Here is a 13,483-nt window from a genome sequence, read left to right on the forward strand (position 1 = left end):
CACGTTGTGTGCGTATTCAAATAGACGGGATTGGGTACAGTATAGTATAGTGGTGTTACTAAATATTCAGAATATTCTAATAAAAGGAGGTGGAGAGAATGGCTTCGATCATCCGGAATCGACATCATATGGTGCACGACCCGAAACGTTCATTCTCTAACTTCGGATTCTGGTGGTTAATCAGCAGTTTTTCCGTCGGGCTTCTGATGGTGGCCTTTGAGTCGGTCCGCAACGGGTTCTCTGCCATTCATCCTGTGTTGTCTAGTATGGCCTTCCTCGGTCTCACATTCGCGCTCGGTGTCTGCGCCAAATTGGTCCGTGACGTCTGGTGGCTCAACTATCTGCTCGAGCGCACCCAAAACCGATACTTATACATCGGTGGCGACACGCTTCAGAGCTGGCAGTATACGCTCGACTCGATTTGGTTGCTCACGCGAACCTCACAAAAAAAGCTCGGCCGATTGTATATCCAAATCGACCGAACCGTGCATGCTGAGGAAGCGAAACGTTTATTCGCCGCCTATTTGATTGACCGAGGTGTCCTCGTCGTCTATTCTCGTCCGAACAAACCGAAAAAAATGGCTTGAACGAATTAGTCGAGGTGAGCGGCGATCCATGTCCGTGCCGCCTCAACTTCTTCCATGCGCACTTCATGCCCACCCGTATGATAGAAGAGCTCGACGTCTGCTCCGGCATTGCGGAGTGTCGATGTCAGCTCTTCTGTTTCTGCTTTCGGACAAATCGGGTCGCGCTCTCCTGCCGAGATGAATACGTTCGTACCTGACAAGTCAGGCAATGTGAGCGAACGGTCCGGGACCATCGGATGGAACAAGAGTGAAGCGGCGAATGCTGGTTGACGGTATAGTGCCGAACCAATCAAGTTCGCCCCGTTCGAATATCCGATTGGGATCATCTTGTCGCGTTTGATGTCATATTCCGCTGCCGCATCATCTAAAAACTGAAGGAAGCGCTCCGTCTGTTTCTTTAAATCTTCGAGGTCGAGCACGCCTTCCGCGTGACGACGGAAGAAGCGGGTCATCCCATTCTCAAGGACATCCCCTCGTAGCGTCAGGACGTTCGATTCCGGTGATAACTCTTTTGCGAGCGGGATCAAGTCTTGCTCGCTCCCCCCTGTTCCGTGCAATAAGACGAGCGTCGTCTCTTTCGTTCCTTGAATGAATTGATGAATCATATCCGTTCTCCTTTCGGGATTGTAATCGTTGGTAGCGTGCGGACAATCTTGTCACGGTCCGCTTCAAGCCATGGTGGTAGGCGTAACGTCTCACCGAGCGTGTCGATGGATTCGTCCACGGTGAACCCAGGTACGTCTGTCGCGAGTTCGTGTAAGATCCGTCCGGCATCATGGAAATAGACCGAACGGAAATAGTTTCGTTCCTTCACTTCGGTCGGTCTAAGCCCAAGGTCAAAGATGGCGTCTTGCCAAGTCTGATAGTGTTCACCGTCTGAGACCCGCCAAGCGATGTGGTGGACCGTCCCCGTTCCAGGCACACCGTTCGGAAGAATCGTCTTTTTGACGTCGATGACGTTCCCATAGTCAGCCGTCCCTTTCAGACGTATCCATTCCTCGTCTTCTCCGACTCGTTCAAATCCAAACAGTTCCGTCAACAAACGTACGGTCTCATTTGGTTCTTTTGATAATAATGTCGCACCCGCGAATCCGACGATCGCCTCCTTCTTCGTGACGCCTTGGATTACCCAGCGCGTCTGTTTCGTCGTCAACCGCGCGACGAGTTCGACGACGAGTCCGTCCGGGTCTTCAAACAGAAGTGACGGTTCCTCGAACCGTTCCGTAGCGACGGTCGCAATTCCATGCTGTTGTAATCTTTCTTCCCAGAACGGTAAACTTCCTGCCGGCACGAGATACGTCGTCACGCCGACTTGACCGCTCCCGACCTGTCCTTTCCCTAACCCAGGGATCGGGAAGAAGGTGATGACGGTTCCCGGTGTGCCGACCTCATCCCCGAAATAGAGATGATACGTACCCGGGTCATCAAAATTGACGGTCTGCTTCACAAAGCGAAGACCGAGTACTTGTCCATAAAAATCAAGCGTACGTTGTGGGTCTTGTACCATCGATGAAATATGATGAATGCCTGTAGACTGCGTGTTCATTGTCATCCTCCTTTATTATCTTGATTTCAAGATAAATCATTTGCCAGAAAAAGTGAAACTTTTTGCTCACGGTGGCGTACGATAAGAAGAGAGACATTCTAAGGAGGTATAAGAACATGGCATTACAGATTGAACGAGTCACCAAAGAATTCGGTGACTTCACCGCTGTCGACGATCTCACGTTCCGCGTGCCACAAGGAGAGATGTTTGGTCTTCTCGGAGCGAACGGTGCCGGCAAGACGACGACGTTCCGAATGATCCTCGACATTTTGAAACCGACCGATGGAAGCATCACGTGGAACGACAAAGCGGTCGACCATCGGATTGTCGGATACTTACCCGAGGAACGAGGACTGTACCCGAAGTCACAAGTGCGCGAACAACTCGTCTTTTTAGCCAGTTTGAAAGGCATGCGTTCAAGCGATGCCAAACGTGCGGTCAAATCTTGGCTCGAACGGTTAGAGATTCCCCAGTATGAGACGATGCGCGTCGAACAACTGTCAAAAGGGAATCAGCAGAAGATTCAACTCGTTGCCGCCCTGCTCCACAACCCCGAGCTCGTCATCTTAGATGAGCCGTTCAGTGGACTCGACCCGGTCAACGTCGAGATTCTGAAACGCGAGGTGCTCGCTTTGCGTGACGCTGGAACGACCATCGTCTTCTCGAGTCACCGAATGGAACATGTCGAAGAGCTCTGTCAACATGTCGGGATCTTAAAAGGTGGACGTGCCGTCGTCAGTGGTGACGTGCCGTCTATCAAGTCGCGTTACGCCGAGCCGGCCCTCTTCATCGAGACGGACCAGATTCAAGTGCTCGAATCACTTCCGATCATCGAGACGATCGAACCGTATAAGTCCGGTCATTTAGTACGTCTACATTCATTTGATGATAGCGACGTCGTCCTATCGACACTCGTTCGCCATCAGGCGAACGTGAAGACGTTCATGCGCCAACCGGTATCGCTCAATGACATCTTTATCAAGGAGGTCGGACAGCATGTTTCATAACTTTGGACCGCTCTATGCATTCACCCTCAAATCGAGGATCCGTTCGAAAGCGTTCGTCATCTCGACGGCGTTGACGATTCTATTCATCTTCGGATTCACGAACATCGACCGCATCATGTCCTCGTTCGAGGATTCAGAACAAGCGAGCGCCCTCGTCATAACGGAAAACACAGCGCTCGTCGATACGATTCAGTCGCTCGGCTATGAAGACGTTGCCACGAGTGACATCACCGAAGAGGAGGCACGCGCCGGAATCAATGACGGCGAATACGGAGTCGTTGCTTTTGTCGACGGTTACGACGCCCGTGTCATCTCGGAACGACCAGAGCAGGAATTCACGACCATCTTGCAAACGTCGCTTCAGCAATTGCGTAATGCGGAATTAATTGAATCAGCCGATGTCGACCCGGCCGTCATCACGGCTCTCAGTGAACCAATCCAGCTCGATGAGTCGTATCTCGGGCGCGGAGGCGAGAACTCGGATGAGCTGCTTTCGTCTTCGGCACTCGTCTATGTCATGTTGATGCTCCTTTACATCTCGATCATTACGTACGGATCGATGATTTCGACAGAAGTGACGACCGAGAAGTCGTCGCGTGTCATGGAACTGATCATCTCGACGACGCATCCGGTGACGCACATGCTCGCCAAGGTGTCCGCCATCGGAACGCTCGCCCTCATCCAGATTGGAATCTTCCTCGGGTTTGGTTATGTCAGCGCGAGCGGCAGTGAGTTAGCGACGACCGTCATCGAAAACGCCGGGAATGCGCGAGCTGTCATCTACTTACTCGTCTTCTTCCTACTCGGCTACTTGTTGTACGCATCACTCTTCGCCGTCCTCGGCTCACTCGTCAGCCGCGTCGAAGAATCCCAACAGATGGTCATGCCGGTCATCATGCTTCTCGTCGCAGCATTCTTAGTGGCGATGTTCGGCTTGAACAATCCAGACGCGACCATCGTGACAGTTCTCTCGTTCGTTCCCTTCTTTGCCCCGATGCTCATGTTCCTTCGGGTCATGCTCGTCGATGTGGCCGTGTGGGAAGTCGCCCTCTCAATCGGCTTACTCATCGGAACGATTGGCGTGACGCTTTGGATTGGCTCGAAATTCTACCGTGGCGGTGTCTTATTCTATGGAACGAACGCCATTAAACAATGGCGACAAATATTACAAAACCGCCAATAACGTTTACAGCAAATTCGTTTTCGTTTACTCTAAAGAATGTGCAAAATGAGGAGGAAAACGAACTATGCGATCACGATTACTCGCGGCCTTAATCTTTACGTTTATGACGACGCTCACGACGTTCATCTGTTATACCGTCTTCTTAGACGCGGATGCGTTATGGCAAATCCTGCTTGCGTATGCAGGTAGTACATTTATCGGAACGCTCGCGTTTTGGTATCCGGTCAGCAGACGTCCACAAACGTCTCGCTTCGGTGGCGCATGGATCGGCATCATGATTACTGCAACGACACTCATTGGCTTCACCGTCATCCGCTTCACATTCCGCGGCGACGCAGCAGCTCTGCTCGACTGGCAAACGGTGCTAGCGAGTCTCGCTTACACGTTCGGGTATGTCGGATGGGTGCTCACAATCTTGAATATCGTGCTCGGCTTTTTACTTGCCGGCACACGTCCGAAAGTACGCTACGAAGCGCGTCCGATGCGCTGATCAATGAAAATGACCAGGAGAATCATTCTCCTGGTCATTTTTTTAGATTCATACCTGTCTCACTCATTGTAATTTATATGATTTGTCCACGACGCTGTACTCTGCATACTGGAACGAGTTGTCCGCGAACTGATCGGGGACGAGTCGTTCCACGTAACGAGCGAACGGGACGATGTGACGATTTGGATTTGAATCATGGGAGCGTCCGAGGTCAAGGACGGCGTCGACGAGTGCTTCGAGCGCATGGTGCGACGTCGGCTCTTCGTCCTCTTCAAAGATTCGTTGTAATTCTTCTTCGTGCATCAGGTCGAAGATGCGCATCCGCTCCTCGAGTTGTCGCTGCATCTCCTCGACGGACTTTCCGTGCATCGCCTCCTCATAGGCGAGCTTCATCTGTTCGATTTCGGGTACTTTCCCTCGCATCAACACTTTGAGCGACTCTCCCGTCCAAATGTGACGCGCCAAATAATTGGAATCGATGCGCAGAGCTTCTGCGAGCGCCTCTATGTAAGGCATCGTCGGATAGACCTCACTCAGTTCCGTACGTCGAATAAAATACGGGGCGACGCCGATTTGTTCCGCAAGCGTCTCAATCGATAATCCAGCCCGCTCTCGCAAGATTCGAATCCGGTCCCCGTATCCCCGGTATGGTGCATTTTTACCATCCATCTCATTTCCCCCTTCCCTCTCTTCATTATAATTCCCGAATTCACAAAAAAATACTCGGAAGCGTAGGCTCCCGAGTCATGAATCGTTCTCTTATTTCTTCGTCAATTCGACGACTTCTGAAGATCCAGCTGTCACCGTGTCGCCTTCAGCGACAAGTTTGTTCACGCCGAAGCTGTCATGGTTCGTGATGATGATCGGAGTGATTGTAGATGGAGCGTTCGCTTTGATGAAGTCGAGGTCGAACGTGACGAGCGGGTCGCCTGCTTTGACAGACTGACCTTCTGTGACGTGTGTCTCGAAGCCTTCACCTTTAAGGTTTACCGTATCCAAACCGATGTGGATCAAGTACTCTGCACCGTTGTCAGCGTTGATGCCGATCGCGTGTTTCGTCGGGAATACCGTTGCGATTGTTCCGCTAACTGGTGAAACGACTTTGCCTTCAGTCGGCTCGATCGCAATTCCGTCACCCATCATTTTTTGTGAGAATACTTGGTCCGGTACGTTCGTGATGTCGACGACCTTTCCTGTAAGCGGTGAAACCGCGTTGAGTTGTTCTTCTTTACCACCAAATAGTTTTTTAAAGAATCCCATAGCTTAATCCCTCCAACATGTTCTATTGAATCGAAGTCTTCACTTTTATACCCGAAAAGCTAAAACTTCAATCCCTACCTTATTAACGGTATAGTAGATATAAGGTAGTGCGAAATCGTTTTACACATCGTAAGAATACGAGTGTGCAATCGCTTTTGCAAGCCCTTTTTACACTTTATAAAAATTTCACACGATGGAGGCGCTTACAATGACGACTTTCACAAAATTGTCATATGAACGGCCCGACTTGGACGCTTTGAACAGCAGATTGTCGGACTATTCTGCCGAATTACAGCAAGCGAGCACACTAGAGGAAGCGAATGAACTCATTCGTCAAATCAACAAGGAACGGAACGACTTTGAGACACAAAGTCAACTCGTCGCGATCCGACACTCGGTCGACACACGCGACGCTTTTTATGAAGAAGAACAATCTTTCTTCGACGATGCACTACCGGTTTATGAGAAAGAGATTCAAGCATACTACCGCGTCTTGACGAACCACGAGCTTCGTTCTGAACTCGAAGCGGAATGGGGTAGCCAGTTGTTTTCTCTCGCCGAGCGTGCACTCGAGACATTCGAGGAGTCGCTCATCCCGAAATTGCAGGAAGAGAACCGCCTTGCGACGGCATACCAAAAGGTCATGTCAGCGGCACAGATTGAATTTGACGGCAAGACACTCAACTTGTCACAGTTCGGTCCATACCTTCAGTCACCTGACCGTGATGTCCGTAAAGCCGCATCCGTTGCCCGCTATACATACCTTTCTGACAACGGTGACGAGCTCGACCGGATTTACGGAGAACTCGTACGGGTTCGGACAGAGATCGCACACGCGCTCGGCTTCCCATCATTCGTTGAACTCGGTTATGCACGCATGCAACGCGTCGGATATGACGAGTCGATGGTCGACAACTTCCGCAAACAAGTCCGCGACGTTATCGTCCCGCTCGCTTCTGCGTTAAAAGAGAAGCAGGCGAAACGCATCGGTGTCGATCATCTTTACTATTACGACGAGTCATTCGTTTTCCCGGACGGTAACGCGACACCTCAAGGGGATGAGTCGTTCATCATCGAAGGCGGCAACAAGATGTATCAGGAACTCTCGAACGAGACAGACGAGTTCTTCCAATACATGCAAGAACGCGGCGCCCTCGATTTGACGGCGAAACCAGGTAAAGCTGGCGGCGGATATTGCACGTACTTGCCGTCTGAAGGTCTCCCGTTCATCTTCTCGAACTTCAATGGGACAGCTGGAGACATCGACGTCCTCACACACGAAGTCGGTCATGCCTTCCAAGTGTACGAGAGCCGCCATTTGACGACTCCGGAATACGCTTTCCCGACATATGAGGCGTGCGAAATTCATTCGATGTCGATGGAGTTCTTCTGTTGGCCATGGATGGAACTCTTCTTCGGCGACCAAGTCGACAAGTACAAGTTCAACCACTTGGCTGGTAGCATGACGTTCCTTCCGTACGGTGTGCTCGTCGATGAGTTCCAACACGTCGTCTACCGCAACCCGGACATGACAGCTGCCGACCGTCGTCAAGCATGGCGCGACTTGGAGAAGGTGTACCTTCCGCATCGTGACTACGAGACGAACGACTATCTCGAATCAGGTGCATGGTGGCACCAACAAGGGCATATCTTCCAAAGTCCGTTCTATTATATCGACTACACGCTCGCGCAAGTGTGTGCGTTCCAGTTCTGGGTACGCATGCATGAAGACCGCGAAGCGGCATGGAACGATTACCTCACACTCTGTCAGGCAGGCGGAAGCCGCTCGTTCCTCGAACTCGTTGAACTGGCTGGTCTCAAATCGCCATTCGCAGACGGCGTGTTGAAAGAAACGATTGATCAAATCGAAGACTATCTCTTGAAACACCCGCTCGCGAACTAACAAGAAAGACCATCGAAGAATCGATGGTCTTTTAGTTTGGATTGATTTCGTTCTGCAGTTCGAACGGCAAGTCCTCTAAATCAATTTGACGGCTGTCGAACAGGTTGAACTGTTGGAGGCGACTTTCCAAATATTTTTGAAGTAGTTCAGCTACCTTCTCCCCGGACAATCCGTTCAAGTCCGGAACCTGTGTCACCGAGAGTTCAATAGTGCGAAGCCCATAGTCAGGCAACCGTGATTCGATGTCGGCAAGCTCCTCTTCGGTCAACCGTTTCCCTGTCGTCGTCACGAGAAGCAAATCATCATCTTCCTGATAGTCCTGACTAATAATGATGGCGTCTGAAAATTCTTCTTCGATGAAATTGTTGATCCCCGTCCGGACGATGCTGTCTTGAACGAGCGTTGCGGCCGAAAAGATACTCGGAACGACGATGAGGACAGATAAACCGATGAGAAGTCGATTGATTTTTTTATGGTTCGCATCTTGTTTCGTCAACACTTGAGAGATGCCCATAAACTTGACCCCGATGAACGTGGCGATGGCAATGAACGCACAGTTGATGACGAACAGGTAGCTCGACCCAATCAAGTAGTCGAGATTGCGTGTTGCAATCGAATAGCCGACCGTACAGAGCGGTGGCATCAAGGCGGTCGCGATGGCGACACCTGGAACGATGTTGTTACTCATTTTCTTTTGCGCCCCGATAATCCCGGCGGTTCCCCCGGCGAAGGCGATGATGACATCCCAAATCGTCGGTTCGGTCCGTGCGATGATTTCATTACTCGCATAGGTGACTGGGGAGATGGCGAAATAGATGGTCGCGACGGTGAGACTGACCGCAACTTGGACGAGCAGTAAACGAACACCTGCCCGCAATAACTTCATGTCATAAAGTGACAAAGCTAGACCGATACTCAAGATTGGTGTCATGAGTGGCGAGATTAACATCGCCCCGATAATAATGGGAATGGAGTTCATATTGAGTCCAATGGATGCGATAAAGATGGAACACATCAAAATGACGGAATCACTTGGTCGTACCTTTAAATTCGTGTACATCTTGTCTTTGAATTCTTCGGCGGTATACGTCTGTTCCATTTGGTCTTCAGCTCCCTTGTCGGATCAGTCTCCCCTACACAAGCAAGTCCTTTCTTTATTTACCCGCAACACGAAAGCGACAATCGATTTCAGCAAAAGAAAAACTGGACCTTTGATCGGTCCAGTTCACATCATTAAATGACATCTAGCGGTTGTTTCGTCGTCGGTGGTGGGAATGCTTCATCGAGCGCCTCGAAGTCTTCCTCATTCAAATCGAGCAAGAGGGCTGCCGCATTCTCCTCGACGTGCTCGGCCTGTCCCGCTTTCGGAATCGCGATGACGTGTCCACTGCGAATCGTCCAGGCGAGTAAAACTTGGGCGACCGAGGCGCTATACGCCTCTGCGATTCGATTGACCGTCTCGTTTTCGAACACGTCTTTTTTCACGTCACTTCCTTCAGCGAGCGGTGCGTACGCCATGACCGGAATCCCTTGTTCTTTTAGATATGGAAGCAGGTCATACTCGATCCCTCGACTGCCAAGATGATAGAGCACCTGGTTGACCGCGCAGTTGTCTCCGTTCGGTAATGCGAGAAGTTCTTTCATATCCTCGACATCGAAGTTCGAGACACCCCATGCCCGAATCTTACCGTCTGCCTTTAGCTGCTCCATCCCTTGAATCGTCTCCTCGAGCGGGGCATCCCCTCGCCAGTGAAGCAAGTAAAGGTCGAGATAGTCTGTCCCGAGTCGTTCGAGTGACGCGTCGCATGCTTTGACGAGTTTGTCGCCGTACGCATTGTATGGATATACCTTCGAGACAAGGAAGACGTCTTCGCGTCGGTCTCGAATGGCTTCGCCGACCAACTTTTCCGACTCCCCTTCCCCGTACATCTCGGCTGTATCGATGACATGAAGTCCACAGTCGAGTCCTGTCTGAAGTGCTTCTACCTCAGCGTCATGCTTCGACTTCTCTTCCCCCATACGCCACGTCCCTTGCCCAAGAGCACGCATCTCCCGTCCGTCTTTCAATTCGACGACATTTTGTTTCAATGCCGCGAGTAATAAAGAATGTGGTAGTCGTTGATTCATAACGTTTCCTCCTTTGTCCATGCTTCATGTAACGGTCCCGTCGTCCCGAAGACAGGGTCGTATGTCGGTTTCTCGACTTGTTCGATTCGCTTTATATTGTCCGGTCGCTCTTCCGTCTTCCCGGTCAACGTGTCATAGTCACGACCGTCCGGGTATGCCCCGACGACTTGAAAGTCTCTGCTCGCCTCGATGCGCCGATGTCCTGTTCCCGCCGGCAAGACGAGGACATCACCTGCACTGACGCGTACGAGATCACCGTTCGTTCCTCCGAGTTGAAGGGTCGCCTCGCCGTTTAATACGCCCAACACTTCATGCGTGTTGCTGTGATAGTGATGATAATCGAACACCCCGTTCACCCAACTGTTCGTCCATTCATTATGAGCGAACGTTTCCTGCATCCCGCTCGGGTCATCAAAGACACCACGATAGAGAAGCGCCGGATAATCGGGATGATTCGGGATAGAGCCGTCATCTGTAAACAAAAAAGTTTTCAAGTCCATTCTAAAAACCCTCCTTGTCTCTGTCCCTGTACCCGACTTCCCCACACAGAAAACGGTCGCCCTCTATGGACGACCGTGATTGTTATGAAATGACCTCTTCTCCAGACTGGTCGATATGGCACTCGCCCCAGGCGCACATGGCGTCTAAAATCGGTTTAAGTGACCATCCATACTCTGAGAGTGAGTAGATGACTTTCGGTGGAACTTGTTCGTACACCGTACGCACGACGACCCCGTCCGCTTCAAGCTCACGCAATTGTTGGGTGAGCATCTTCTGGGTGATGTTCGGCATGAGTTTACGCAGCTCACTCGTCCGACGCTCTCCTTTGATCAAGTGACACATGATGACGACTTTCCATTTACCGCCGATGACGTCAAGTGTCGCTTCGACCGGAATATTATATGGCATATCATTTCCTCCATTTCTCCCATAGGCACTTTTTGGTGCCTACCGCACTTAAAAGTACGTACTTCTCAAACTGTTTTCATGCCCTTATGATAACGACTATAGCAAATCAATACAAGTTCATTTCGCTCGTAGCACCCTCTTGAGACGGTAAGGTACTTTTTCGACCGTACTGAACAAATAGAGGAAAGTGAGATGTCTTTGCTATCCGGAGACGAAGGGCCCTCGTCTTCCACACCATTTTTCATCAACTAGGAGGAACTACTCATGAATCAACCTATTTCACAACCTGTTGAAGAACAGGCACCTAAAAATGGAGGATTGGCGTTACTCGCCCTCGCCATTAGCGCTTTCGGCATCGGGACGACCGAGTTCGTCCCTGTCGGACTGCTCGCATCCATCGCAAGTGACTTAAACATCGGGATCACACTAGCAGGTCTCATTATTTCGGGATATGCCATTGGTGTCGCCGTCGGTGCACCGATTTTAACGGCACTGACGAACCGGATGAACCGCAAGACGTTACTCATGGCACTGATGGTCGTCTTTATCGGCGGAAACTTGGTCTCTGCCATGTCGACCAGCTTTGAACTTTTGATTGTCGCCCGATTTATCACCGCGTTCTCACATGGTGTCTTCTTCTCAATCGGAGCCACAATTGCCGTACAACTCGTACCACCGCATAAAAAAGCGAGTGCCATCGCACTCATGTTCACAGGTTTAACTGTCGCGACCGTCACAGGTGTCCCACTCGGTACTTTCATCGGTCAAGCGTTCGGATGGCGCGCCACATTCTTCGCCGTCGCAGCACTCGGTGTCGTTTCAATCATCGCCAGCTTCTTTTTGATTCCGAAAGATTTGAAACAGTCACCACCGGCGAAGTTCTCAGATATGAAGAAACTGCTCACGAATAGTCGTCTCATGCTCGGATTCTTGATCACAGCACTCGGTTACGGCGGAACGTTCGTCGCGTTTACGTACTTGACACCCATCATGCAAGACGTGACAAAAATTAGCCCGAGCTTAATCAGCGTCGTCTTACTCGTTTACGGAATCGCAGTCGCCATCGGGAACGCGGTCGGCGGAAAACTCGCCAACGAAAACCCGGCGAAAGCATTGTTCTATATGTTCATCGTTCACGCAGCGGTCATGATCATCATGTCGTTCATGATTCCTTTCAAAGTGGCTGGTCTCATTGCCATCGTCTTGATGGGACTTCTCGCCTTCATGAACGTGCCTGGACTCCAACTGTATATCGTACAATTGGCTGAAAAATATGTACCAGCTGCTGTCGATGTCGCATCCGCACTCAACATCGCGGCCTTTAACATCGGGATCGCCCTCGGTGCGACAATCGGCGGACTCGTCGCTGATTCAATCGGACTCGTCCACACACCGTGGGTCGGTGGGATCATGGTCATCATCGCCGTCATCTTGACAGCCATCTCTCGTCGTTTGGAAGCAAACTAAGGAGGAGCTTATGTTCAACAACCATAAAAGCTACAACCGGATGTATCGGGAGGGCGAGCTTACGCTCGGTCTCCACATCCCTTTAGAAAATTTTAAAATGCGTACACCGACACTCGAACGTCAAGTCGAACTCGCTCAAAAAGCAGACGACTACGGCTTCACGGCGCTCTGGTTGCGGGATGTCTTACTCAAAGACCCGAACTTCTTAGACCCTGCCGTCGGTCAGATTTATGACATGTTGATCTACGGGACCCATTTACTCGGTCAAACGAAAAACATCGCGCTCGGTACGTCCGCGCTCGTCTTACCGCTCCGCCATCCCCTTCGCTCAGCAAAAGAAGTCGCGACGATTGAAGCGTTATTCCCAGAACGATTGATTCTTGGGATCTCATCAGGCGACCGTCGTGCCGACTTCAAAGGACTCGGCGTCGATCACCCGACACGTGGCGACCAGTTCAAAGAATCGCTTCGTGTCATGGAGCAGGCACTCTATTACAACTACCCAACGATTGACTCACCTTACGGGGAAGTTGAACAGGCAACGCTCGTACCACGTCCGAAGAAACGAATTCCGACGATGATCACAGGCTTCGCACAACAAGATATGGACTGGCTCGGGGCGAACGGGGACGGATGGATGTACTACCCACAGGCACCTTTCGCGCAGCAGCAAGTGCTCGACGCTTGGCGTGAAAGCGGTGAAGCGCACGGTCGTGCTTTCCGTCCCTTCTCGATGCCGATGCATCTTGACTTGACGCATGACCCAGATGAGCCACCGACGCCAATTCGCCTCGGTTTCCGCCTCGGTCGCAACCACTTAATCAAATTGCTCGAAGCGTATCGTGCCATCGGCGTGAATCACCTCTTCTTCGCCCTCTTCGACGGAGAACGTCCGGCTGAAGAAGTGATCGATGAATTAGGAGAATATGTGTTGCCGCATTTCCCACCCCTTGATTGAGGTTTGCCCTTCATTTATAAAATGAAGGGTTTTTTGTGAATCGGAC

The 13,483-nt window shown here is 51.0% G+C and carries 15 protein-coding genes; 7 read left to right on the forward strand and 8 right to left on the reverse strand.

Going from position 1 to position 13,483, the window contains the following annotated elements:
• Nucleotides 1–98: 98 nt before the first annotated feature.
• A complete protein-coding gene (locus tag KNP62_RS13660; protein ID WP_214693723.1) occupies nt 99–587 on the forward strand; it encodes a hypothetical protein in 489 nt (162 codons plus the stop codon).
• Nucleotides 588–592: 5 nt separating this feature from the next.
• On the opposite strand, the gene KNP62_RS13665 is transcribed toward KNP62_RS13660, so the two are convergent.
• On the reverse strand, nt 593–1,192 hold the full coding sequence (locus KNP62_RS13665; RefSeq protein ID WP_074033791.1) for an alpha/beta hydrolase: 600 nt from the start codon (nt 1,190–1,192) through the stop codon (nt 593–595).
• Nucleotides 1,189–2,133 (reverse strand): ring-cleaving dioxygenase, encoded by a 945-nt coding sequence (locus KNP62_RS13670; protein ID WP_214785941.1) that lies wholly within the window; start codon nt 2,131–2,133, stop codon nt 1,189–1,191. The genes KNP62_RS13665 and KNP62_RS13670 overlap by 4 nt, the downstream gene beginning before the upstream one ends.
• 116 nt (nt 2,134–2,249) lie before the next feature.
• Here KNP62_RS13670 and KNP62_RS13675 point away from each other — a divergent pair, with 116 nt between their 5' ends.
• The 3 genes from KNP62_RS13675 (at nt 2,250) to KNP62_RS13685 (ending at nt 4,813) form a co-directional block, all read left to right on the forward strand.
• Nucleotides 2,250–3,140: an ABC transporter ATP-binding protein gene (locus KNP62_RS13675; protein ID WP_214785943.1), complete on the forward strand. Its 891-nt coding sequence runs from the start codon at nt 2,250–2,252 to the stop codon at nt 3,138–3,140.
• Nucleotides 3,130–4,323, forward strand: coding sequence for an ABC transporter permease (locus tag KNP62_RS13680; RefSeq protein ID WP_214785945.1), 1,194 nt, complete (start codon nt 3,130–3,132; stop codon nt 4,321–4,323). The genes KNP62_RS13675 and KNP62_RS13680 overlap by 11 nt, the downstream gene beginning before the upstream one ends.
• A gap of 64 nt (nt 4,324–4,387) precedes the next feature.
• Complete coding sequence (locus tag KNP62_RS13685; protein ID WP_214693732.1) at nt 4,388–4,813, forward strand: hypothetical protein; 426 nt, start codon at nt 4,388–4,390, stop codon at nt 4,811–4,813.
• A gap of 63 nt (nt 4,814–4,876) precedes the next feature.
• Here KNP62_RS13685 and KNP62_RS13690 read toward each other — a convergent pair whose 3' ends face one another.
• Both KNP62_RS13690 and KNP62_RS13695 read right to left on the reverse strand, forming a co-directional pair.
• Nucleotides 4,877–5,482 carry a helix-turn-helix domain-containing protein gene (locus tag KNP62_RS13690; RefSeq protein WP_214785947.1) on the reverse strand — a complete coding sequence of 202 codons (606 nt, stop codon included), beginning with the start codon at nt 5,480–5,482 and terminating at the stop codon, nt 4,877–4,879.
• Nucleotides 5,483–5,572: 90 nt separating this feature from the next.
• Nucleotides 5,573–6,073 (reverse strand): PTS sugar transporter subunit IIA, encoded by a 501-nt coding sequence (locus KNP62_RS13695; protein ID WP_012727005.1) that lies wholly within the window; start codon nt 6,071–6,073, stop codon nt 5,573–5,575.
• Between the two features lie 208 nt (nt 6,074–6,281).
• Between KNP62_RS13695 and KNP62_RS13700 the strand changes: the two genes are divergently transcribed.
• Complete coding sequence (locus KNP62_RS13700; RefSeq protein ID WP_214785949.1) at nt 6,282–7,976, forward strand: M3 family oligoendopeptidase; 1,695 nt, start codon at nt 6,282–6,284, stop codon at nt 7,974–7,976.
• 31 nt (nt 7,977–8,007) lie between these two features.
• Here the strand turns inward: KNP62_RS13700 and KNP62_RS13705 are convergent, their stop codons facing one another.
• From KNP62_RS13705 to KNP62_RS13720, 4 genes are all read right to left on the reverse strand, one after another.
• Nucleotides 8,008–9,075: a DUF389 domain-containing protein gene (locus KNP62_RS13705; protein ID WP_214785951.1), complete on the reverse strand. Its 1,068-nt coding sequence runs from the start codon at nt 9,073–9,075 to the stop codon at nt 8,008–8,010.
• Nucleotides 9,076–9,209: 134 nt separating this feature from the next.
• Nucleotides 9,210–10,103, reverse strand: a complete 894-nt coding sequence (locus tag KNP62_RS13710; RefSeq protein WP_285800620.1) for an aldo/keto reductase — start codon at nt 10,101–10,103, stop codon at nt 9,210–9,212.
• Nucleotides 10,100–10,603, reverse strand: a complete 504-nt coding sequence (locus KNP62_RS13715) for a cupin domain-containing protein (protein WP_214785954.1) — start codon at nt 10,601–10,603, stop codon at nt 10,100–10,102. The genes KNP62_RS13710 and KNP62_RS13715 overlap by 4 nt, the downstream gene beginning before the upstream one ends.
• Nucleotides 10,604–10,685: 82 nt before the next feature.
• Nucleotides 10,686–11,012: a winged helix-turn-helix transcriptional regulator gene (locus tag KNP62_RS13720; protein ID WP_012727011.1), complete on the reverse strand. Its 327-nt coding sequence runs from the start codon at nt 11,010–11,012 to the stop codon at nt 10,686–10,688.
• A 264-nt stretch (nt 11,013–11,276) separates the two neighbouring features.
• Between KNP62_RS13720 and KNP62_RS13725 the strand changes: the two genes are divergently transcribed.
• Both KNP62_RS13725 and KNP62_RS13730 read left to right on the forward strand, forming a co-directional pair.
• The gene (locus KNP62_RS13725; protein WP_214785956.1) at nt 11,277–12,479 is read left to right on the forward strand and encodes an MFS transporter; all 1,203 of its coding nucleotides are present in this window, start codon (nt 11,277–11,279) and stop codon (nt 12,477–12,479) included.
• 10 nt (nt 12,480–12,489) lie between these two features.
• Complete coding sequence (locus KNP62_RS13730) at nt 12,490–13,437, forward strand: LLM class oxidoreductase (RefSeq protein WP_214785958.1); 948 nt, start codon at nt 12,490–12,492, stop codon at nt 13,435–13,437.
• Nucleotides 13,438–13,483 lie beyond the last annotated feature (46 nt).

This window comes from Exiguobacterium sp. s183 (genome assembly GCF_018617655.1).
Lineage (GTDB): Bacteria > Bacillota > Bacilli > Exiguobacteriales > Exiguobacteriaceae > Exiguobacterium > Exiguobacterium aestuarii_A.

Excerpts from the sequence above, each read along its gene's own strand:
- KNP62_RS13690 (WP_214785947.1), bottom strand. The coding sequence starts at position 5,482 with ATGGATGGTAAAAATGCACCATACCGGGGATACGGGGACCGGATTCGA.
- KNP62_RS13705 (WP_214785951.1), bottom strand. The coding sequence starts at position 9,075 with ATGGAACAGACGTATACCGCCGAAGAATTCAAAGACAAGATGTACACG.
- KNP62_RS13715 (WP_214785954.1), bottom strand. The coding sequence starts at position 10,603 with ATGGACTTGAAAACTTTTTTGTTTACAGATGACGGCTCTATCCCGAAT.
- KNP62_RS13700 (WP_214785949.1), top strand. The coding sequence starts at position 6,282 with ATGACGACTTTCACAAAATTGTCATATGAACGGCCCGACTTGGACGCT.
- KNP62_RS13695 (WP_012727005.1), bottom strand. The coding sequence starts at position 6,073 with ATGGGATTCTTTAAAAAACTATTTGGTGGTAAAGAAGAACAACTCAAC.
- KNP62_RS13725 (WP_214785956.1), top strand. The coding sequence starts at position 11,277 with ATGAATCAACCTATTTCACAACCTGTTGAAGAACAGGCACCTAAAAAT.
- KNP62_RS13730 (WP_214785958.1), top strand. The coding sequence starts at position 12,490 with ATGTTCAACAACCATAAAAGCTACAACCGGATGTATCGGGAGGGCGAG.
- KNP62_RS13675 (WP_214785943.1), top strand. The coding sequence starts at position 2,250 with ATGGCATTACAGATTGAACGAGTCACCAAAGAATTCGGTGACTTCACC.
- KNP62_RS13670 (WP_214785941.1), bottom strand. The coding sequence starts at position 2,133 with ATGAACACGCAGTCTACAGGCATTCATCATATTTCATCGATGGTACAA.
- KNP62_RS13680 (WP_214785945.1), top strand. The coding sequence starts at position 3,130 with ATGTTTCATAACTTTGGACCGCTCTATGCATTCACCCTCAAATCGAGG.
- KNP62_RS13660 (WP_214693723.1), top strand. The coding sequence starts at position 99 with ATGGCTTCGATCATCCGGAATCGACATCATATGGTGCACGACCCGAAA.
- KNP62_RS13720 (WP_012727011.1), bottom strand. The coding sequence starts at position 11,012 with ATGCCATATAATATTCCGGTCGAAGCGACACTTGACGTCATCGGCGGT.
- KNP62_RS13710 (WP_285800620.1), bottom strand. The coding sequence starts at position 10,103 with ATGAATCAACGACTACCACATTCTTTATTACTCGCGGCATTGAAACAA.
- KNP62_RS13665 (WP_074033791.1), bottom strand. The coding sequence starts at position 1,192 with ATGATTCATCAATTCATTCAAGGAACGAAAGAGACGACGCTCGTCTTA.
- KNP62_RS13685 (WP_214693732.1), top strand. The coding sequence starts at position 4,388 with ATGCGATCACGATTACTCGCGGCCTTAATCTTTACGTTTATGACGACG.